This is a genomic window from Shewanella sp. Pdp11 (assembly GCF_002838165.1).
Classification (GTDB): Bacteria; Pseudomonadota; Gammaproteobacteria; order Enterobacterales; family Shewanellaceae; genus Shewanella; species Shewanella hafniensis.
Genome location: NZ_CP015194.1, coordinates 608,522 through 629,038 on the forward strand (window position 1 = coordinate 608,522; position 20,517 = coordinate 629,038).

The following is a 20,517-nucleotide window of genomic DNA, read 5'->3' on the forward strand; positions in this document are numbered from 1 at the left end:
CTTGTGGATAAGTAGGCGATCTATCCCCATGTTTAATGGCGTTAGATCGCGATCAGATCACAGGATCAAGATCGCGCTAATTAATGATTTATATACTTAATTTGGGTTATACACAGAAAAATGCGATCTTAATAGTAAACATAATAAGAAGATCTATATAAAGATCTTAAGATCTATTAGTCCGGATCATCTCGATCGATCAAGGTAAAATGATCATTCACCTAGCGCAAAGCAAATGCTAAAATACTCGGCTCGTACTGAGTCTCTTAGCAATTGAAGGTAGTGGCATGCATTTTCATGAACGGTTTGATGTTATTGTTGTTGGTGGTGGTCATGCCGGAACTGAAGCCGCGTTGGCTGCAGCAAGAATGGGATCAAAAACATTATTACTAACGCACAATATCGATACGTTAGGACAAATGTCATGTAATCCAGCGATCGGTGGCATAGGCAAAGGCCACCTAGTGAAAGAAATTGACGCCTTAGGTGGTGCAATGGCGATCGCAACCGATTATGCAGGGATCCAATTTAGAACCTTGAATTCAAGCAAAGGCCCAGCTGTACGAGCAACACGTGCACAAGCTGACCGTGCCTTGTATCGTCAAAAGATCCAAAACATATTACAAAACCAACCTAATTTACGTATTTTCCAACAAGCCGTTGATGACTTAATTGTTGAAAATCATCAAGTTGTTGGCGTAGTGACTCAAATGGGATTAGCTTTTGAATCTCCAGCCGTTGTATTAACAACTGGTACATTCTTAAGCGGCAAAATCCACATAGGATTAGAGAACTACAGCGGTGGCCGTGCAGGCGATCCACCAGCCATTGCTTTAGCTAATCGTTTACGTGAATTACCAATCCGTGTAGGCCGTTTAAAAACGGGTACCCCACCACGTATCGATGCAAACACGATTGATTTTTCTCAAATGGCTGAACAGAAAGGCGATTCTCCATTGCCTGTGATGTCGTTTATGGGCGATGTCAGTCACCATCCAAAGCAAATTTCTTGCTGGATCACTCATACCAATGAGAAAACCCATGAAATTATTCGTGGTGGTTTAGACAGAAGTCCAATGTATTCTGGCGTAATCGAGGGTATAGGCCCACGTTACTGCCCATCGATTGAAGACAAGATCCACCGCTTTGCGGACAAATCTTCGCATCAGATCTTCATCGAACCTGAAGGCTTAAATACCAATGAGATCTACCCTAACGGGATCTCAACTAGTTTACCTTTCGATGTACAGTTGAATTTAGTGCGTTCGATCCAAGGTATGGAAAACGCCGAAATAGTGCGTCCAGGTTATGCGATCGAATATGATTATTTCGATCCAAGGGATCTGAAAAACTCACTAGAAACCAAAACGATCAACGGGTTATTCTTCGCTGGCCAAATAAACGGTACTACAGGTTATGAAGAAGCCGGTGCTCAAGGTTTATTAGCGGGCATGAATGCGTCTTTGCAAGTGCAAGGCAAAGAAGCTTGGTGTCCACGCCGTGACGAAGCGTATCTTGGGGTGCTGGTTGACGATCTGTCGACTCTGGGTACCAAAGAACCGTACCGCATGTTTACTAGCCGTGCCGAATATCGTTTATTACTCCGTGAAGATAACGCCGACATTCGTTTAACGGCAAAAGGTCGCGAACTCGGTTTAGTCGACGACGCTCGCTGGGCAGCATTTAGTGAGAAGTTAGAATCCATTGAACTTGAACTGCAAAGGCTACGTGGCCAATGGGTGCATCCAAATTCGCCTTTGATCCATGCGTTGAACCCGCACTTGAATACGCCGATCTCGCGCGAAGCGTCATTTGAAGAGTTACTACGTCGTCCAGAAATGGATTACAGCAAGTTAATGCAGATTGAAGGTTTTGGTCCTGGACTTGAAGATCCACAAGCAGCTGAACAAGTTCAGATCCAAGTGAAGTACTCTGGTTATATTCAACGCCAGCAGGAAGAGATCAACAAAGCCGTGCGTAATGAGAACACCGGTTTACCTTTGACGCTCGATTACAAAGAAGTACCGGGCTTGTCGAACGAAGTGATTGCTAAGTTAAATAACCACAAACCAGAAACCATAGGCCAAGCGTCACGGATCTCTGGTATTACCCCTGCGGCTATTTCAATTTTGTTGGTTCACCTTAAAAAGCGTGGCTTATTACGTAAGAGTGCGTAAAAGCTAGCTTAATCGCTGCTTAGGTCATAGAAGGGAAGCATTCAGGCTTCCCTTCATCGTTTTCGGGCTTCATAATAGCCTTCGCGTTCATAATCGTATCTTTGTTGAGGTTGCTCAGTGTTATCTGCCCAGTTAGAGGCTTATTTAGCCGAAATTAATTTGCCCGCAACCGCCGAGCAAAAAAAACAACTAATTGATTTTGTTGGCATGCTCAACAAATGGAATAAAGCCTATAACCTGACATCGGTGAGAGATCCCGAAGCCATGTTGATCCGCCATATCATGGACAGCTTAGTGGTTTCAAAACATCTACAAGGTGAACGTTTTATCGATGTAGGCACTGGACCCGGTTTACCTGGGATCCCGTTAGCGATTATGAATCCCGATAAACAATTTGTGTTATTGGACAGCTTAGGTAAACGCATTCGTTTTCAAAAACAAGTGTCCTTTGAACTAGGCATACATAACATCAGTTCGGTTGAAAGCCGCGTAGAAGCTTATCAACCAGAGCAAAAATTTGACGGCGTATTAAGTCGTGCATTTGCTTCAATCCAAGATATGCTCACTTGGTGCCATCATTTACCCGCCGAACATGGGCAGTTTTATGCGCTTAAAGGCCAGTTAAATGATGAAGAAATGCAACATATTCCAAGTGGATTTGCAGTGAAAGAAGTCATCGAACTTAAGGTGCCTAAACTCGATGAACAAAGACATTTATTGAAAATAATCAAAGAATAACAGGCTTAAAAGTGATGAATAAATCATTTTTAGGTAAGGGCAATAAACCAGCATTTACATACAGGGTGATATTGTGGGTAAAGTGATTGCCGTGGCTAACCAGAAAGGTGGCGTAGGAAAAACAACTACTTGCGTTAACCTCGCCGCTTCGTTAGCAGCAACAAAACGTAAAGTCTTATTGATCGATCTCGATCCCCAAGGTAATGCGACTATGGGTAGTGGTGTCGATAAATATGAGGTCGAAAATACGGCCTACGAATTATTGGTTGAAGAAAAATCCTTCGACGAGATCGTCATTAAAAACACAGCGGGTAAGTATGATCTGATCGCCAGTAATGGCGATGTGACAGCGGCAGAGATAAAACTGATGGAGTTTTTTGCGCGTGAGATCCGTTTGCGTAACGCGCTTGCACCGATAAAAGATCAATATGATTATATCTTTATCGACTGCCCTCCTTCATTGAACATGTTAACTGTGAACGCTATGTCTGCGGCCGATTCTGTGCTTGTGCCTATGCAGTGCGAATACTATGCCCTCGAAGGCTTAACGGCGCTGATTGATACCATTACTAAGCTTGCCGCTATGGTTAACCCTGGGCTTGGCATTGAAGGCATTTTACGCACTATGTACGATCCGCGTAATCGTTTATCTAATGATGTGTCCGATCAGCTAAAACAGCATTTTGGTGACAAGGTATACCGTACTGTGATCCCACGTAATGTGAGGCTGGCTGAGGCGCCAAGTTTTGGTGCGCCTGCTATGTATTACGATAAATCGAGTGCCGGCGCTAAGGCGTATCTCGCGCTTGCGGGTGAAATGATCCGTCGTTCAGAACAACAAACTCAGGCTAAGCAAGCGTAAAGGATCACCATGACGTTAAAGAAAAGAGGATTAGGCAAAGGGTTAGATGCCCTACTGAGTAACAGCCATGCCGCCAGTAAAAAACACACTGACGAAGCTAATGTTGTCGATAAAAAAGAAGAGCTTATCCATCTCGATTTAGACTTATTACAACCGGGTAAGTATCAACCTCGTAAAGACATGTCTCCCGAAGCGTTGGAAGAACTGGCGCACTCTATCCGCAATCAAGGCATTATTCAGCCCATCGTTGTGAGACAAGTGGCAAACGACATGTATGAGATCATTGCGGGTGAACGTCGTTGGCGTGCTGCGCAACTTGCTGGCTTGAATAAAATCCCCTGCATAGTCAAACAAGTACCCGATGAGGCCGCCGTTGCTATCGCTTTGATTGAAAACATCCAGCGTGAAGATTTAAATGCCATGGAAGAAGCCATAGCATTACAACGTTTAATGCAAGAATTTGAACTGACTCACCAACAGGTTGCCGATGTTGTGGGAAAATCCAGAGCGAGTGTATCTAACTTGTTACGTTTAAACGGCTTAAATGAGCCAGTAAAACGTCTACTCGAGTATGGCGACATCGATATGGGTCATGCTCGCGCTTTGTTAGCAATTGAGGGAGAAGAACAAACAAATCTTGCGAGATTAGTGGCCGCTAAGGAATTAACCGTTCGCGAAACTGAACGATTAATTAATCAAACCTTAAATCCGCCTAAACAAGCCGAAACTACGACTAAAGATCAAGATGTTTGTCGTTTAGAGCAGCAGTTAATTGAAAGATTAGGTGCCAAGGTTTCTATCGCTCATAGCAGTAAGGGCACAGGTAAAATTGTAATTAACTATCAGAATCTGGCTGAATTAGACGGAATTCTTAGTAAAATTCATTAATGTCTGTAGATTAACAGTTTTTAATGTAAATTTGTGACAGATGCTAATCTTACATTTTAACTCGTTTGGCGCTAGATCACGTTAAAAGTGTTGTTTTTCCTTATCTCAAAGTTGCAATGAAGGCGTGAAAAGGTATACTTTCGCAAGCTTTTTGTGCATCGACATAAATACGGGTATTTGTCATCCGGTCATCGAAACAAAAAGTATGAATGCGGAGAGGATGAATTGAGTAAGGTTTTAGCGCGTCGTGGCCGGTGGTCAGCCTATAAATTGGTGATGATGCAGGCGGCGGTCGCTGGGGGTGCTTCAATTCTCTTTTTCGCCGTGTGGGGAGTTCAGTTTGGCTATTCTGCGTTAGCAGGTGGTTCAATCGCTGTGCTCCCTAATTTTGTATTCGCAACCCTCGCTTTCTCCCACACGGGAGCAAGTTCAGCTGCAAAAGTCATAAAGATTTTTTACTGGGGGGAAGCGGTAAAGTTGCTGTTAACCATCGCAATGTTTTCGTTTGTATTTATCAATCTTAAGGTCGCTTTTATGCCGCTTTTTGTTTGTTATGTGCTGACGCTAATCGTGCATTGGACAGCTCCTTTATACTTCAAGCAAAGTTAAGTGGGATGAATCATGGCTGCAACTGGTGAAGCGTTAACACCGCAGGGCTATATCCAACATCACCTTACCAACTTAAGTGTTGGTGAAGGCTTTTGGACATGGCACATTGATTCGTTGTTCTTTTCGGTTGGTCTTGGTGTTCTGTTCCTGTGGATTTTCCGCAGCGTTGGTAAAAAAGCGACTTCCGGTGTTCCTGGCAAACTGCAATGTTTTGTTGAGATGATCGTTGAGTTCGTAAATAACAGCGTGAAAGAAAGTTTTCATGGTCGCAATGCTCTGATCGCACCTTTAGCTCTGACCATTTTTGTATGGGTATTCATGATGAACTTCATGGATATGATCCCGGTAGATTGGCTGCCTCACGCAGCAAGTTTAATGGGTATTCCCTATCTAAAAGCGGTTCCGACGACTGACGTTAACATTACCTTTAGCTTAGCTATTGGTGTGTTCGTGCTGATTATTTTCTACAGCATTAAGGTCAAAGGTGTGTCTGGGTTTGTTAAAGAACTGACACTACAGCCCTTTAACCATAAGGCAATGATACCCGTCAACCTCCTATTAGAGACAGTTACTTTGATAGCTAAGCCAATTTCATTGGCATTGCGACTCTTTGGTAACTTGTACGCAGGTGAGTTGATCTTCATCCTTATTGCGCTGATGTATGGTACCAACTTGTTATTATCTTCCCTAGGTGTGACTCTACAACTGGGTTGGTTAATATTCCACATTTTGGTTATCACACTGCAAGCGTTTATCTTCATGATGTTGACCATTGTTTATTTAAGCATGGCGCATGAAGATCATTAAGGATTGCTGAAGAAATTTTAAACTAAATCATCAACTAATACAGATTTAGATACTGGAGATACAGATGGAAACGATTTTAGGCATGACAGCTATCGCTGTTGCTCTGCTGATTGGTATGGGTGCTCTTGGTACTGCAATCGGTTTCGGCTTATTAGGCGGCAAGTTCTTGGAAGGCGCTGCGCGTCAACCAGAAATGGCTCCTATGCTACAAGTTAAAATGTTCATCGTAGCGGGTCTTCTTGACGCCGTAACTATGATCGGTGTTGGTATCGCATTATTCATGCTGTTTACCAACCCACTGGGTGCAATGCTGTAAAAAACGCTTCTGTCTTAACTCTAAATAGGAGGCTGTTGTGAATTTCAACGCTACCCTAATCGGTCAGACGGTCGCCTTTATCATCTTCGTGTGGTTTTGCATGAAGTTTGTATGGCCCCCTTTGATGAATGCCATCGAAGAGCGCCAAAAAAGGATTGCTGACGGTCTAGCTGATGCTGATCGTGCGGTAAAAGACCTGGAGTTGGCACAAGCGAAAGCGACTGACCAACTAAAAGAAGCCAAGGTAACGGCTAATGAAATTATTGAGCAAGCTAACAAGCGTAAAGCTCAAATAGTTGAAGAAGCCAAAACCGAAGCAGACGCTGAGCGTGCTAAAATCATCGCTCAGGGTAAAGCAGAAATTGAAGCTGAACGTAATCGCGTCAAAGAGGATCTGCGTAAGCAGGTTGCTACTCTTGCCATCATGGGTGCTGAGAAGATCCTTGAGCGTTCTATTGATCCAGCCGCCCACAGTGACATAGTTAATAAACTAGTCGCTGAAATTTGATAAGGGAGTTGAGTTATGGCTGAATTAACCACCATCGCTCGCCCTTACGCAAAGGCAGCTTTTGACTTTGCTATTGAACAAGATGCAGTGGATTCATGGGCAGAAATGCTTACGTTTGCCGCATTGGTGAGTGAAAACGAAACCATGCAACCACTGTTAGCTGGCTCTTTAGCCAGCACTAAGCTCGCAGCACTCTTTATTAGTGTGTGTGGTGAGCAAGTCAATGTGCAAGGTCAGAACCTGATAAAGGTAATGGCTGAAAACGGTCGCTTAAAGGTACTACCTGCTGTATCTCAGTTATTTACTGAATACCGTAATGAGTGGGCAAAAGAAGTGGAAGCCGATGTGGTTTCTGCAACTGAGCTGAGCTCTGAACAACAACAGCAGATTAGTATTTCTTTAGAGAAACGTCTCGCACGCAAAGTTAAGCTGAATTGCAGCACTGACGCCGCGCTCATCGCCGGTGTAATCATTAAGACAGGAGACCTAGTCATCGATGGCTCGGTCCGCGGTAAATTATCGCGTCTGTCTGATAAGCTGCAGTCGTAATTGGGAGTTTGAGCATGCAACTGAATTCCACTGAAATCAGCGATCTGATTAAGCAGCGGATCGAGCAGTTCGAAGTCGTTAGCGAATCTCGTAACGAAGGTACTATCGTTGCGGTAAGTGACGGCATCATCCGCATCCACGGCCTAGCCGACGTGATGCAAGGTGAGATGATCGAACTGCCTGGTAACCGTTTTGCAATCGCGTTGAACCTTGAACGTGATTCTGTCGGTGCCGTAGTAATGGGTCCTTATGCTGATTTAGCAGAAGGCGTAAAAGTGAAAACGACTGGCCGTATTCTGGAAGTTCCAGTTGGCCGCGGTCTTCTTGGCCGCGTTGTTAACACTCTAGGTGAGCCAATTGACGGAAAAGGACCTATCGATAACGATGGTTACTCGCCAATTGAAGTTATCGCACCAGGTGTTATTGAACGTCAGTCTGTTGATCAACCAGTTCAAACTGGTTACAAAGCCGTTGATGCCATGATCCCTATCGGTCGTGGTCAACGTGAATTGATCATTGGCGACCGTCAAACTGGTAAAACAGCTATGGCGATCGACGCAATCATCAACCAGAAAAATTCTGGCATTAAATGTGTGTACGTTGCGATTGGCCAAAAGGCTTCTACTATCGCTAACGTAGTGCGCAAGCTAGAAGAACACGGTGCTTTGGCTAACACTATCGTTGTTGTTGCAACTGCTTCTGAAGCTGCTGCTCTGCAATACTTAGCGCCATATTCTGGTTGTTCTATGGGTGAATACTTCCGTGACCGCGGTGAAGATTCTTTGATTGTATACGATGATTTGTCTAAGCAAGCAGTTGCTTATCGTCAGATTTCGTTACTGCTCAAGCGTCCACCAGGCCGTGAAGCTTACCCAGGTGACGTATTCTATCTACACTCACGTTTACTAGAGCGTGCATCACGCGTTAACGCGATTTATGTAGAGAAGTTCACTAAAGGTGCAGTAACTGGCAAAACCGGTTCTTTAACCGCGTTGCCAATTATTGAAACGCAAGCGGGTGACGTTTCTGCATTCGTACCGACCAACGTAATTTCTATTACCGATGGTCAGATCTTCCTTGAGACCGATCTGTTTAACTCTGGCCTACGTCCAGCGGTTAACCCAGGTATTTCTGTTTCTCGTGTTGGTGGTGCGGCTCAGACTAAGATCATCAAGAAACTGTCTGGTGGTATTCGTACCGCACTAGCACAGTATCGTGAGCTTGCTGCGTTCTCGCAATTTGCATCTGATCTTGACGATGCAACACGTGCTCAACTTGAGCATGGTGTGCGTGTTACCGAACTGATGAAGCAAAAGCAATATGCTCCAATGAGCGTAGCCGCTCAAGCTGTGTCTATTTTCTCAGCTGAAAAAGGTTACCTGAAGAGTGTTGAGCTGAACAAGGTCGGTAATTTCGAAGCCGCTCTGCTCTCGTTCATGAACAGCGAGCATGCTCCTTTAATGAAGCTTATCAATGATACTGGTGATTATAGCGCTGATATCGAAGCTGAATTAAAAGCTGGCCTCGACAAGTTCGTAGCAACCCAAACCTGGTAACAATGATAGAGGTGTCTTAAGACACCTCAGGTCCAGATTGGAGAGTAGAGATGGCCGGCGCTAAAGAGATTAAAACCAAGATCGCGAGTGTGAAAAACACTCAGAAGATCACGTCCGCCATGGAAATGGTGGCAGCCAGCAAAATGCGCAGAGCGCAGGAACGCATGGCTGCGAGCCGTCCATATGCGGAAAGCATGCGTAAGGTGATCGGTCACGTAGCGCAAGGTTCTCTCGAGTATAAACACCCCTATTTGGAGGTGAGAGAGGCTAAGCGGGTTGGTTACATTGTTGTAGCAACCGACCGTGGCCTTTGTGGTGGTCTGAACGTTAACCTTTTCAAGAAGGTTGTCGCAGACGTGAAAAGCTGGAAAGCCCAAGGTGCAGAATTTGAATTTTGCCCAATTGGCGCACGTAGTGTGCAGTTTTTCAAAAGCTTCGGTGGACAAGTGTCTGCTCACGCTTCAGGTTTAGGCGATGCTCCAAAGCTCGCTGACTTGATCGGGACAGTCGGTGTCATGCTAGAAGCTTACAACGAAGGCAAGCTGGATCGTCTGTACGTGGTATTTAACAAATTTGTGAATACTATGACGCAGACTCCTGTGATCGAGCAGCTGCTACCTTTGCCTAAATCAGAAGATGATGAAATTGCTCATCGTTGGGATTATATCTACGAGCCAGATCCAAAAGCACTTTTGGATACCTTATTGGTTCGTTATGTAGAATCTCAGGTTTACCAAGGTGTTGTTGAAAACATTGCCTCTGAACAAGCTGCCCGTATGGTGGCGATGAAGTCGGCAACTGACAACGCTGGTGAGCTGATTAACGACTTGCAATTGGTCTATAACAAGGCCCGTCAGGCTGCGATTACGCAGGAACTGTCGGAAATTGTTTCTGGTGCCTCTGCGGTTTAGGTTAGGTAACGAATACAAGTTTTAGAGGATTAATCATGAGCACAGGTACTGTTGTCCAAGTGATTGGCGCGGTTGTGGACGTAGAGTTTCCACAAGATGCCGTACCTCAAGTATATGACGCTCTGAAGATCGTAGGTGAAGGTTCCTGTAATGGTCTGGTGCTGGAAGTTCAGCAACAGCTAGGTGGTGGTGTAGTTCGTACCATCGCTATGGGTTCTTCTGACGGTCTGCGTCGTGGGCTTGAAGTAGTAAACTCAGGTTCACCTATTACTGTTCCTGTTGGTGCCGCCACTCTTGGCCGTATCATGAACGTATTAGGCGAGCCTATTGATGAAGCGGGTCCAATCGGTGAAGAAGAGCGTTATGAAATTCACCGTACAGCTCCTTCATACGAAGATCAATCAAGCTCTACTGAACTATTAGAGACGGGTATCAAGGTTATCGACCTTGTTTGTCCATTCGCTAAGGGCGGTAAAGTTGGTTTGTTCGGTGGTGCGGGTGTTGGTAAAACAGTTAACATGATGGAACTGATTAACAACATCGCTAAAGCCCACTCGGGTCTTTCTGTATTCGCCGGTGTAGGTGAACGTACTCGTGAAGGTAACGACTTCTACTACGAGATGAAAGATTCTGGCGTTCTCGACAAAGTGGCCATGGTTTATGGTCAGATGAACGAGCCTCCAGGTAACCGTTTGCGCGTTGCACTGTCTGGTCTGACTATGGCAGAGAAGTTCCGTGACGAAGGTCGTGACGTACTGTTGTTCGTTGACAACATCTACCGTTATACCTTAGCCGGTACTGAAGTATCTGCACTGTTAGGTCGTATGCCTTCTGCGGTAGGTTATCAACCAACATTGGCTGAAGAGATGGGCGTTCTGCAAGAGCGTATCACTTCAACTAAGACGGGTTCTATTACCTCTGTACAAGCGGTATACGTACCTGCGGATGACTTGACCGATCCGTCACCAGCAACAACCTTCGCTCACTTAGATGCGACTGTTGTACTGTCACGTCAAATTGCTTCTCTGGGTATTTACCCAGCAGTTGACCCATTGGATTCGACTTCACGTCAATTAGATCCTTTGGTTGTTGGCCAAGAGCATTATGACGTTGCTAACGGCGTACAAACTGTACTGCAACGTTACAAAGAGCTGAAAGACATTATTGCGATTCTGGGTATGGACGAATTGTCTGATGAAGACAAAACAACTGTATTCCGTGCTCGTAAGATTGAGCGTTTCTTGTCTCAGCCTTTCTTCGTAGCAGAAGTCTTTACTGGATCTCCTGGTAAGTACGTTTCTCTGAAAGACACTATCCGTGGCTTTAAGGGTATTTTGAGCGGTGAGTTTGATCACCTGCCAGAACAAGCGTTCTACATGGTTGGCTCAATCGATGAAGTCATCGAGAAAGCGAACAAAAAGAAATAACTAAGTAGTCATACTTAGTTTTTTAAGGAGAACGGGATGGCAGCCATGACAGTACATCTTGATATAGTAAGTGCAGAGAGCAACATCTTCTCTGGTCGTGTAGCGAGTCTACAAGTGACTGGTTCTGAAGGTGAGTTAGGCATAATGCATGGCCATGCTCCTTTGCTGAGTTATATCAAACCTGGCATGGCGCGCATCGTCAAGCAAGACGGCAGTGAAGAAGTGTTTTACCTTTCAGGTGGTATTCTGGAAGTGCAACCTTCTTCTGTCTCCGTATTGGCTGATGTGGTTATGCGTGCCAAAGATATTGATGAGCAAGCGGCATTAGAAGCTAAGCGTCGTGCAGAAGCCCATATGGCAACTGCTGGCGCTGACTTTAATTATGACGCGGCTATGGTTGAGTTAGCTAAGGCTATGGCTCAATTACGTGTTGTTGAAACCATCAAGAAAAACATTGCCAGATAAAGGTTATTGTTTGTGAAAAAAGGCGACCATAAGGTCGCCTTTTTTGTGGCTGAAATTTGGGTAAGCGTGTTTTTGAGCTATTCCTATCGCTATCCGCTTCGCTTTTCGATGTGCTTTCCGTTAAAATTGCGCCACAAAATCGACCGTAATTTTTTTCACCCTTTTGGGTATTTGTTCAAGGATATGGCAATGGCATTAAATGTAGTGATCTTAGCGGCTGGCAAGGGAACACGGATGCGTTCTGATCTTCCTAAGGTATTACATCCCATCGCCCACAAGAGCATGGTGCAACATGTCATCGATACCGCCCATAAAGTGGGTAGTGACGCGATTCAGTTAGTCTACGGTTATGGTGCTGACAAGCTACAAGCCAGCTTAGGTGAGCAACAACTTAACTGGGTATTGCAAGCTGAGCAATTAGGCACGGGTCATGCGGTTGCGCAAGCGAGCCCGCATATTGCTGACAATGATACTGTGCTCATTCTTTACGGCGATGTGCCACTGATTCAACAATCAACCCTTGAAGCTTTACTCGCTGCCCGTCCTGAAAATGGCGTGGCCATATTAACGGTGAATTTAGCGGATCCTATGGGTTATGGCCGTATTGTCCGTACTCCTTGTGAAGGTCAAGAACAAGGAAAAGTCGTTGGTATTATTGAGCAGAAAGATGCTACAGCAGAGCAGCTACTGATCAACGAAATCAATACCGGCATCATGGCCGTTCCAGGTAAACAACTTAAAGCTTGGTTGAGCCGTTTATCCAACAACAATGCCCAAGGCGAATATTATCTAACGGATATTATTGCTATGGCGCACGCTGATGGCGTTGCTATTGATACTGCCCAGCCACAATCTACGATTGAAGTGGAAGGCGCCAATAATCGCGTGCAACTGGCGCAACTTGAACGCGCTTACCAAGCCCGTGAAGCCGAAAAACTGATGTTGGCGGGAGCGAACCTGCGTGACCCAAGCCGTATCGATATCCGTGGTGATGTCACCGTCGGTATGGATGTGATGATCGATATCAACGTGATATTCGAAGGCAAAGTGACCTTAGGTAATAATGTCACTATTGGTGCAGGTGCGATTTTAATCGATTGTGAGATTGCCGATAACGCTGAGATCAAACCTTACTCTATCATCGAAGGCGCTAAGCTTGGTGTTTCTGCCAGTGCTGGTCCATTTGCCCGCTTACGTCCCGGCGCAGAGCTTAAGCAAGATGCGCACATAGGCAATTTTGTTGAAGTGAAAAAAGCGGTTATCGGTGTGGGTTCTAAGGCTGGACACTTAGCCTATTTAGGTGATGCTATTATAGGTGATGGCGTTAATATCGGCGCTGGCACTATTACTTGTAATTATGATGGCGCGAATAAGCATCTTACCGTTATCGAAGATAATGTCTTTGTTGGCTCAGACACCCAGCTGGTGGCACCTGTCACTATTGGTAAAGGCGCAACCTTAGGCGCTGGCTCAACCATTACCCGCGATGTGGGTGAAAATGAGTTAGTCATTACCCGTGTTAAACAAAAGCACCTGACGGGTTGGCAACGTCCAGTCAAAATTAAAAAGTAAGTTTATTTAACTCAACTGAGTATCTATAAAGCGGCCATGTGCCGCTTTTATATTTAGTCAGATTGTTGGAAATTAGATTCGTTTAATTCAGATGGAAAACAATAAAAGTCACGTAATTAAGGTTGAGTTAATTCTGTTGTGGTATTCGTAATTTATTGGTTTTAAACAGATTTAGATCTATATCACAGCTAATTGTAAATTCGTGTAAAGAAGATTAAATAAAAACACTTCTCATTTATATTGCCTGCAATTCTAAGACGAAAGGTCTAATTGAGGTGTTGGCAATGTTATTTAAATATTCAGTTTTAGGTTTGGCCGTAGGTTCGGCATTAATGGCTATGCCTGTGTTGGCAGAGGTGGCTAGCGACGCAAATATCGAGCGCATTAATGTCACTGGCCGCACTTTTAACGATTATAAAGTGGGTACAGCATCAGGCGCCATGCGCGGTGATATCGACTTAATGGATACTCCACAATCAGTTAATGTGATCCCCGATTTTGTGACTGACGAACAGCTGGCAACCAATTTAGCGGAAGTATTAGTTAATGATTCCTCTATCACTGCAGGAACCCAGCGTTGGAACCGTCAAGTTTTCTCTCTACGTGGTTTTGAACTTGATTCAGGCTCAGGCTACCTGGCTAACGGCCACCAGCTTTTTGCTCACTACGTATTGCCGATTGAAATCTTAAGCCAGGTCGAAGTACTTAAAGGGCCTTCTTCCATGCTTTATGGTCAATCTGGGCCTGGTGGTTTGGTAAATATGGTTACCAAAAAGCCGACCTATGAGCATTTGTTTGAACTAGGTTTTGATACAGATGAACAGGGTTCAACTCGCTTTCAACTTGATGCTGGTGGTGCTATCAACAAGGCTGAAACCTTAAGATATCGCGCTGTTGGCGTAAAACAAGATACAGAATACTGGCGCAGCTATTCGCCACTGCCGGGCGAACAGGCCGAGCAGCAAGAGCGTGACCGTTGGCTGGGCTCTGTGGCTCTAGATTATGATGTAACCGATAATTTGCTGTTGTCGGTGCGTTATGATCGTACTGAAGATAAAACCGGCATCGATGTGGGAGGTTGGCTTGATAAAAATGGCAACCTGATTGGTGGACGTAAGCAAATTTGGGACATGCCATGGGCCTTTACCGATAACAGTATTACTAACCTCGGTGCTGATATTGCTTGGCAAATCAGTGATAACTGGAATTTGAAATTTGGTTACAATGACCAACAGTTCAATCGTCAGCGTTTTGATTCTGCGCCGAGATACAATGCCGAAGCCATGACTAATGGCTATCAGATAAGTCCCTTCGACCGTTTTGATGATTGGAGTCACAAAAGCGCTTACGTGGATTTAACTGGGGAGTTTGAACTCGCGGGAATGGAACACCAACTGCTGCTAGGCGCCAATAAGCTGGATTATGGTTATGCACAGTTGTTGAAAAAAGGCAAAAGCCAAACCGTGATGCCTGGGGCTGCTGTGCCACGCCCAGATATTGACTATCGTGATGATGAGGACGGCGTATATACCAGTGATAGTGAGTTCTATGGTGTATACCTGCAAGATCTTATCAGCTTGAACGACCAGTGGAAGCTGCTTGCAGGCGTTCGCTTTGATGAGCAAAAAGAAGAATCTGGCAATGATAATGCAGTATCACCCAAATTTGGGGTGATCTGGCAGCCACAGCAGGATCTCAGTCTTTATGCCAATTACTCCAAGAGTTTCGTTCCTCAGGGTAAGGTTACCGACAAAGAGGATCTGAGCTATGACAATGAACTTGATCCTGAGTATGGAACTCAGTATGAACTGGGTGCCAAGTGGGAGCTAATGAACGACGGCCTATTGCTTACAGGTGCTGTGTTCGACATTGAAATCGATAACCGAAAAGTAGTGCATACTCTGGACGTGCCGATTGGCGATATAACTAAGGTCACCCATCAGGATGGTGCTCAGCACCATAAGGGATTTGAATTAGGGGCTCAAGGGCAGATAAGTGACAGCTGGTTTGTGACGTCTTCTATGATGTATCTGGATGCTGGCTACAAGACTGCTGATGCCCTCAATGGCAAAACACCTATCGATGCGCCAGAATGGTCTGCTAACATTTGGAGCCGTTATCAAGTGACTGATGAATTGGCGCTTAATTTTGGTGCTGTATACGTAGGTGAGCGTTTTGCCAATACTCAAAATACCATCACCAAAGACGGTTATGTTCGCTTTGATATGGGGGCTGCCTACACCTTCAATATCAGTGGCAATGAAATCGGTATCCGCGCTAACGTCAGAAATCTCTTTGATACTGAATACTTAGATGGTGGTAACAACCAGATGGTGACTATCGGCCAAGACCGTAACTTCAGTGTTGCTGTCGAAGCTAAGTTCTAATATTTCCTCAAGTTTTATCTTTAATAAAGCAGTTTATCCCTAGGGGTAAGCTGCTTTTTTTATTGGCTGATTTATAAAATCACTATTACAGAAGGATAGAAAATTACGCAGGATCATGCGAAAGCGTGTTTCGAATACTAGCAAAAAAGTTTCGTTTCACTATAATGCTGCTTTCGAATCGAAACTTATGTGAAAGGTTTTATGAACAAACGAAACACACAGCAGCGTCGCCACTGCATAATCACCATATTGAACGAACTGGGTGAAGTGAGTGTTGATGAACTGTCGTTACGTTTTGAAACCTCAGAAGTGACGATTCGCAAAGATCTGGCTGCGCTTGAGAAAACAGGCCTGCTGCTGCGCCGTTACGGTGGCGCCGTAGCGATTCCTGACGAAGTGACCCAACAATTTTCTGCCAAAATCGCGCCTAATAAACTGTCTATTGCGAAAACCGCCGCGCAGCTGATCAAAGATCACAATCGCATCATTATCGATAGCGGCACTACGACTTCTGGCTTGATTGAACAGCTGAACGATAAGCGCGGGCTGGTGGTCATGACCAATGCATTGCACCTTGCTAATGCCATCCATGAACTCGAAAACGAGCCAACCTTATTGATGACAGGTGGAACTTGGGACCCGCATTCTGAATCCTTTCAAGGCCAAGTCGCCGAGCAAGTATTGCGCTCATATAACTTCGATCAACTATTTATCGGTGCCGATGGTATCGATCTTGAACGCGGCACTACCACCTTTAACGAGTTAACTGGCCTAAGCAAAGTCATGGCCGAAGTGTCCCGTGAAGTGATCGTTATGGTGGATTCAGACAAAATCGGCAAGCGGATCCCTAACTTAGAGTTGCCGTGGGCCAAGGTGAGTGTGCTGGTTACCGACTCCCGTATCGACGAGAGCGCGCTAAAAAAAATTTCAGATCAGGGCGTGCGAGTCATGCTAGCGCCATACGCTCAATAGTGAGCGCAAAAAAGCTTAACAACTTCATTTTTAATTTATAGGTAAAGACTATGTGTGGAATCGTAGGCGCTGTGGCGCAAAGGGATGTGGCTGAAATTCTAGTAGAAGGCTTACGCCGCTTAGAATATCGCGGATATGACTCCGCAGGCGTTGCCGTTATTCACAATGGTGAACTCAATCGAACGCGCCGCGTTGGCAAAGTACAAGAGCTTTCAGCAGCGCTTGAAACTGACCCATTAGCGGGCGGAACCGGTATCGCGCACACTCGCTGGGCGACCCACGGTGAACCGAGTGAGCGTAATGCTCACCCGCATTTATCGGAAGGTGATATCGCGGTGGTGCACAACGGCATTATCGAAAACCACAATAAACTGCGCGAGATGCTAAAAGGTTTAGGCTATAAATTTAGCTCAGATACCGATACTGAAGTGATTTGTCACTTAGTACACCATGAGCTGAAAACTAACAGCAATTTGCTTTCTGCCGTGCAAGCCACAGTTAAACAACTCGAAGGCGCCTATGGCACTGTTGTTATCGACCGCCGCGATAGCGAGCGCTTGGTTGTTGCTCGATCTGGTAGTCCTTTAGTGATTGGTTTTGGTCTAGGTGAAAACTTTGTCGCCTCAGATCAACTGGCACTCTTACCTGTGACTCGTTCATTCGCCTTCTTAGAAGAAGGTGATGTGGCCGAAGTAACCCGTCGCAGCGTGAGCATTTTCGACTTAAACGGTAATGCCGTTGAGCGCGAAGTCAAAGAATCTGAAATTACCCACGATGCCGGTGATAAGGGCGAATATCGCCACTATATGCTTAAAGAGATTTACGAGCAGCCATTGGCACTGACGCGCACTATCGAAGGCCGTATCGCAAACAAGCAAGTATTAGATACTGCCTTTGGTGATAACGCGGCTGAGTTCTTAAAAGATATCAAACACGTGCAAATCATCGCCTGTGGTACTAGCTACCATGCGGGCATGGCGGCGCGTTACTGGTTAGAAGATTGGGCTGGCGTATCGTGTAACGTCGAAATTGCCTCTGAGTTCCGTTACCGCAAGTCGCACTTATTCCCGAATAGCCTGTTGGTGACGATTTCACAATCTGGTGAAACTGCAGATACTTTAGCGGCCATGCGCTTAGCGAAAGAAATGGGTTACAAAGCCACATTGACGATTTGTAATGCACCTGGTTCATCACTGGTTCGCGAATCTGACATGGCTTACATGATGAAAGCGGGCGCTGAGATTGGCGTGGCATCCACTAAAGCTTTCACAGTACAGCTTGCTGGCTTGTTAATGTTGACTGCGGTGATCGGTCGCCACAATGGTATGTCTGAGCAAATGCAGGCCGACATCACTCAAAGCCTACAATCTATGCCAGCTAAAGTGGAACAAGCTTTAGGGCTAGATGCTGCGATTGCTGAATTGGCGGAAGATTTTGCCGATAAACACCATGCGTTATTCCTTGGCCGTGGCGATCAATACCCGATTGCGATGGAAGGCGCGCTAAAGCTGAAAGAGATTTCTTACATTCATGCTGAGGCCTATGCCTCTGGCGAATTAAAACACGGCCCATTAGCGCTTATCGATGCCGATATGCCTGTTATCGTCGTTGCGCCAAACAATGAATTGCTCGAAAAACTGAAATCGAACGTAGAAGAAGTGCGTGCCCGTGGCGGCTTAATGTATGTGTTTGCCGATGTGGATGCCGAGTTCGAGTCCGACGACACGATGAAAGTGATCCCTGTGCCACACTGCGATATCTTTATGGCGCCGCTGATCTACACTATTCCGCTACAGCTATTGTCGTACCATGTTGCGTTGATCAAAGGTACCGACGTGGATCAACCACGCAACTTAGCAAAATCTGTAACAGTAGAATAAAAATAAGTATTTAAATAAAAACCGCCTTTATTGGCGGTTTTTTCATTTAGATTCACGACAAAACGACGATTAGCTTACGGCAATCGCAAATGCTGGTGGCTTAGCTTTCTATGCTGGAATGGCATCTAGCTCGTGCTGCTTTTTTGCCTCAATGCGTTTCCACACTTTGTCATGGAAGTAAAACACTACAGTGTTAATCGCGGGTTCTACTAAGGCTACTGCGCCACCGACGACCACACTGCCAGTTAATAAATAGGTTACGGTAAAAGCGACGCTAAAATGTAGTACAGCAAAAGTGAGTGTCTTAGTCATGATCTTGTCCTCTAAATAGGCTCCCAGCGGGAATACTTAGATGATAACAATTCTCATTAAAATTAAAAGCCGTGTTTTCAGATTAGTTTAAACGGTTTTATCTATTTATCCGTTGTAAAAAACATAAAGCCCGCACTCTGGAGGGCTTTGTGCTGCTAGCAGTAAATTAAAGCGCTGCTAATAAACTAGTAATGCCAAGGGAAGGCGGAGAAATCTTGATCGCGTTTCTCGAGGAAGGCATCGCGCCCTTCCTGCGCTTCGGCACTCGCATAGGCTAAACGCGTCGCTTCACCGGCGAATAATTGCTGACCGACCATACCATCGTCAGTCATGTTGAAACCGTATTTAAGCATACGCATAGCCGTAGGCGACTTAGAGTTAATCTCTTTGGCCCACATTAATGCTTCGGTTTCTAGCTCTGCATGGGGAACGGATTTATTGACCATCCCCATGTCGAAGGCTTCATCGGCGCTGTAGTTAAAACCACAGAAGAAGATTTCGCGGGCACGTTTTTGACCTATCATCTTGGCAAGATACGCACTGCCATAACCTGAGTCGAAGCTCGCTACGTCGGGATCAGTCTGCTTAAATATCGCGTGTTCTTTTGAGGCTAAGGTTAAGTCGCACACTACGTGTAAGCTATGGCCGCCACCTACCGCCCAACCCGGCACAACGGCGATGACCACTTTAGGCATAAAGCGGATCAAGCGTTGCACTTCTAATATATGTAAGCGGCCCATTCTGGCTTGATCGGCTTTGCCTTCTTCAGCGCCTTCATATTTATAGCCATCTTTGCCGCGAATACGTTGATCGCCACCCGAACAGAACGCCCAGCCACCATCTTTTGCCGAAGGACCGTTACCCGTTAGCAGTACACAACCTACATCAGACCATTGGCGTGCATGATCGAGTGCGATAAATAACTCATCAACAGTTTTAGGTCTGAAGGCGTTGCGGCACTCAGGTCGGTTAATGGCAATGCGAACAGTGCCGTGGGCTTTAGCTCTGTGGTAGGTGATGTCGTCGAATTGAAATCCACTGACTTCATCCCATAGGGTGGGATCAAAAATGTCTGATACTTGTTGGGTCATGATTCATAGGCCTTTGTGCTGTAATGCCTCAAAGGCTAGGCGGAATCATATATAAGGTCAATCATCTAAGCCTAAAGCTTAGCGCTATATAGCAAAATCCCGTTTGCCTATGAGTCGGTGATGGTTAGAGGTGATCACAGAGATAAAGCTGATTATCTTTGCTAAACACTGGATGTTGAGGCGCCCTAGTGCCGCAATAATTAGCTTTAAAGTCGGCAATAGACTCGGGTGTCATGGGTATCTGATTAAAGGCTTCGAGTTCTAATGTTGATAAACGCTCAAGGATGTCGGTTCTTACCTTAGCCAATTGATGGTCAATTTTTATGATCTTTGTTCCCATCATAGAGTCAACTTTATTCTCTATTTTTTTGACCATAGCCTCAGTCTTTGCAATAGGAGCATCTAATTTATCTGTTTCTGTGTATAAGTAATACAAAGCACCCGCGAGTAGCGCCAATATGAGCCAACCTTTCATCTTTTAGTCCAACAT

General features: G+C 45.3%; 20 protein-coding genes. 17 read left to right on the forward strand and 3 right to left on the reverse strand.

Translation table 11 applies throughout. The features are described from left to right. The first annotated feature begins 287 nt into the window (after positions 1 to 287). From mnmG to glmS, 17 genes are all read left to right on the forward strand, one after another. Positions 288 to 2,177, forward strand: a complete 1,890-nt coding sequence (mnmG, locus tag AYJ58_RS02865; RefSeq protein ID WP_106648788.1) for a tRNA uridine-5-carboxymethylaminomethyl(34) synthesis enzyme MnmG — start codon at positions 288 to 290, stop codon at positions 2,175 to 2,177. 117 nt (positions 2,178 to 2,294) lie between these two features. Continuing rightward, positions 2,295 to 2,915, forward strand: coding sequence for a 16S rRNA (guanine(527)-N(7))-methyltransferase RsmG (rsmG, locus tag AYJ58_RS02870; protein WP_006083835.1), 621 nt, complete (start codon positions 2,295 to 2,297; stop codon positions 2,913 to 2,915). 73 nt (positions 2,916 to 2,988) lie between these two features. Further along, the gene (locus AYJ58_RS02875) at positions 2,989 to 3,777 is read left to right on the forward strand and encodes a ParA family protein (RefSeq protein ID WP_012090674.1); all 789 of its coding nucleotides are present in this window, start codon (positions 2,989 to 2,991) and stop codon (positions 3,775 to 3,777) included. Positions 3,778 to 3,786: 9 nt separating this feature from the next. Continuing rightward, complete coding sequence (locus AYJ58_RS02880; protein ID WP_106648790.1) at positions 3,787 to 4,665, forward strand: ParB/RepB/Spo0J family partition protein; 879 nt, start codon at positions 3,787 to 3,789, stop codon at positions 4,663 to 4,665. 225 nt (positions 4,666 to 4,890) lie between these two features. Continuing rightward, complete coding sequence (locus tag AYJ58_RS02885; protein WP_106651731.1) at positions 4,891 to 5,274, forward strand: ATP synthase subunit I; 384 nt, start codon at positions 4,891 to 4,893, stop codon at positions 5,272 to 5,274. A gap of 12 nt (positions 5,275 to 5,286) precedes the next feature. Continuing rightward, positions 5,287 to 6,081, forward strand: a complete 795-nt coding sequence (atpB, locus tag AYJ58_RS02890; RefSeq protein ID WP_106648792.1) for a F0F1 ATP synthase subunit A — start codon at positions 5,287 to 5,289, stop codon at positions 6,079 to 6,081. Between the two features lie 64 nt (positions 6,082 to 6,145). Continuing rightward, positions 6,146 to 6,397, forward strand: coding sequence for a F0F1 ATP synthase subunit C (atpE, locus tag AYJ58_RS02895; RefSeq protein ID WP_006083840.1), 252 nt, complete (start codon positions 6,146 to 6,148; stop codon positions 6,395 to 6,397). A 37-nt stretch (positions 6,398 to 6,434) separates the two neighbouring features. Beyond that, the gene (gene atpF, locus AYJ58_RS02900; RefSeq protein ID WP_006083841.1) at positions 6,435 to 6,905 is read left to right on the forward strand and encodes a F0F1 ATP synthase subunit B; all 471 of its coding nucleotides are present in this window, start codon (positions 6,435 to 6,437) and stop codon (positions 6,903 to 6,905) included. Positions 6,906 to 6,920: 15 nt separating this feature from the next. Next, positions 6,921 to 7,454: a F0F1 ATP synthase subunit delta gene (gene atpH, locus AYJ58_RS02905; RefSeq protein ID WP_006083842.1), complete on the forward strand. Its 534-nt coding sequence runs from the start codon at positions 6,921 to 6,923 to the stop codon at positions 7,452 to 7,454. A gap of 14 nt (positions 7,455 to 7,468) precedes the next feature. After that, the gene (atpA, locus tag AYJ58_RS02910) at positions 7,469 to 9,010 is read left to right on the forward strand and encodes a F0F1 ATP synthase subunit alpha (protein ID WP_006083843.1); all 1,542 of its coding nucleotides are present in this window, start codon (positions 7,469 to 7,471) and stop codon (positions 9,008 to 9,010) included. 50 nt (positions 9,011 to 9,060) lie between these two features. Then, on the forward strand, positions 9,061 to 9,921 hold the full coding sequence (atpG, locus tag AYJ58_RS02915) for a F0F1 ATP synthase subunit gamma (protein WP_106648794.1): 861 nt from the start codon (positions 9,061 to 9,063) through the stop codon (positions 9,919 to 9,921). Between the two features lie 35 nt (positions 9,922 to 9,956). Next, on the forward strand, positions 9,957 to 11,348 hold the full coding sequence (gene atpD, locus AYJ58_RS02920) for a F0F1 ATP synthase subunit beta (RefSeq protein ID WP_106648796.1): 1,392 nt from the start codon (positions 9,957 to 9,959) through the stop codon (positions 11,346 to 11,348). Between the two features lie 36 nt (positions 11,349 to 11,384). Next, positions 11,385 to 11,813: a F0F1 ATP synthase subunit epsilon gene (locus AYJ58_RS02925; RefSeq protein WP_063883851.1), complete on the forward strand. Its 429-nt coding sequence runs from the start codon at positions 11,385 to 11,387 to the stop codon at positions 11,811 to 11,813. A 189-nt stretch (positions 11,814 to 12,002) separates the two neighbouring features. After that, positions 12,003 to 13,385, forward strand: a complete 1,383-nt coding sequence (gene glmU, locus AYJ58_RS02930; protein ID WP_106651732.1) for a bifunctional UDP-N-acetylglucosamine diphosphorylase/glucosamine-1-phosphate N-acetyltransferase GlmU — start codon at positions 12,003 to 12,005, stop codon at positions 13,383 to 13,385. Positions 13,386 to 13,669: 284 nt separating this feature from the next. After that, on the forward strand, positions 13,670 to 15,772 hold the full coding sequence (locus AYJ58_RS02935) for a TonB-dependent siderophore receptor (RefSeq protein ID WP_106648798.1): 2,103 nt from the start codon (positions 13,670 to 13,672) through the stop codon (positions 15,770 to 15,772). 201 nt (positions 15,773 to 15,973) lie between these two features. Further along, positions 15,974 to 16,744, forward strand: coding sequence for a DeoR/GlpR family DNA-binding transcription regulator (locus AYJ58_RS02940; RefSeq protein WP_106648800.1), 771 nt, complete (start codon positions 15,974 to 15,976; stop codon positions 16,742 to 16,744). Between the two features lie 50 nt (positions 16,745 to 16,794). After that, a complete protein-coding gene (gene glmS, locus AYJ58_RS02945) occupies positions 16,795 to 18,624 on the forward strand; it encodes a glutamine--fructose-6-phosphate transaminase (isomerizing) (RefSeq protein ID WP_012588967.1) in 1,830 nt (609 codons plus the stop codon). 108 nt (positions 18,625 to 18,732) lie between these two features. On the opposite strand, the gene AYJ58_RS02950 is transcribed toward glmS, so the two are convergent. The 3 genes from AYJ58_RS02950 to AYJ58_RS02960 form a co-directional block, all read right to left on the reverse strand. Next, a complete protein-coding gene (locus tag AYJ58_RS02950; RefSeq protein WP_105250772.1) occupies positions 18,733 to 18,936 on the reverse strand; it encodes a DUF2061 domain-containing protein in 204 nt (67 codons plus the stop codon). 185 nt (positions 18,937 to 19,121) lie between these two features. Beyond that, a complete protein-coding gene (locus AYJ58_RS02955) occupies positions 19,122 to 20,027 on the reverse strand; it encodes a 1,4-dihydroxy-2-naphthoyl-CoA synthase (RefSeq protein ID WP_006084758.1) in 906 nt (301 codons plus the stop codon). Between the two features lie 124 nt (positions 20,028 to 20,151). Further along, a complete protein-coding gene (locus AYJ58_RS02960; protein WP_106648802.1) occupies positions 20,152 to 20,502 on the reverse strand; it encodes a hypothetical protein in 351 nt (116 codons plus the stop codon). Between the last annotated feature and the right edge of the window lie 15 nt (positions 20,503 to 20,517).